Source organism: Vibrio sp. 378 (assembly GCF_033339435.1).
This window is the reverse complement of sequence record NZ_JAWOUO010000402.1, coordinates 1-782: the sequence shown is the minus strand read 5'-3', so window position 1 is coordinate 782 and position 782 is coordinate 1. Positions and strand designations below refer to the sequence as shown.

Below are 782 nucleotides of genomic sequence, written 5' to 3'. Positions count from 1 at the left end.
AACTGGCGGACTACACTTCAACGACGGATATGTTCATCTCTGATTGGGAAACGTGGTGCTCTGAGGCTCGTTTACAAGCACCGGATCTCAAGGAAGTCTGGGATGCATGTGACGTGGTTTATAACGACCTCAATGCCGTTGCTAAAGTGGGGCAATGGTTTAAAGACATGCAGATCGTTGGCGATGTTGATCACTACTATTTTGATATTCAAAGTGGCCAATGCGGTCAGGCTTGTAACCATCTCAGCCAGATTTAAATAGGGCAGTATATGTTAGATAAAATGATGAAATCTCTAGCGGAAACGCTAGAGATAGGGCCTTTTATTGCCGGAGAAAATGGCGCTTACACCATCGAAGTAGACCAGTTAACACTGACAATCAAACAGCACTCATCATGGATCTTATGGGAAACTGCCTTACCACTTCGATTCAATGAACATCTCGATTACCAGAAAGAACAAGCATTAAAACGTTGTATGCAGCTATCACTAAAAACGCTTCGAGATACGCCAAGCGTGCTCACCGCAAACGCTGATCAACAATTGATTTTGCAAGGCAAAGCGATGATAGAAAACACTTCAAATGAGCAGTTTGCAGAACTTCTTGCGCAACATGCCAACGTGTGTGAACGCTACATGGAATTGCTTGAACACGAGCGTGTTAATCACACCATCAGTCATCATGTGTGGTTACCGTAATGCGAACTCTCATGCCAAAAATAGGGCGCATTGCCGCCAAAATGACATTGTGCGCGCTGTGTGTCGCTCCGATGTGTTCTGTAC

At 44.8% G+C, this 782-nt stretch carries 1 protein-coding gene and 1 pseudogene; both read left to right on the top strand.

Going from position 1 to position 782, the window contains the following annotated elements; all coding sequences use genetic code 11:
- A pseudogene (gene esxD, locus R7Q48_RS26555) lies at positions 1–257 on the top strand (type III secretion system regulon anti-activator ExsD); the annotation flags it as partial.
- A 12-nt stretch (positions 258–269) separates the two neighbouring features.
- Positions 270–698 carry a YscB family type III secretion system chaperone VscB gene (vscB, locus tag R7Q48_RS26550; protein WP_318133196.1) on the top strand — a complete coding sequence of 143 codons (429 nt, stop codon included), beginning with the start codon at positions 270–272 and terminating at the stop codon, positions 696–698.
- The last annotated feature ends 84 nt before the right edge of the window (positions 699–782 follow it).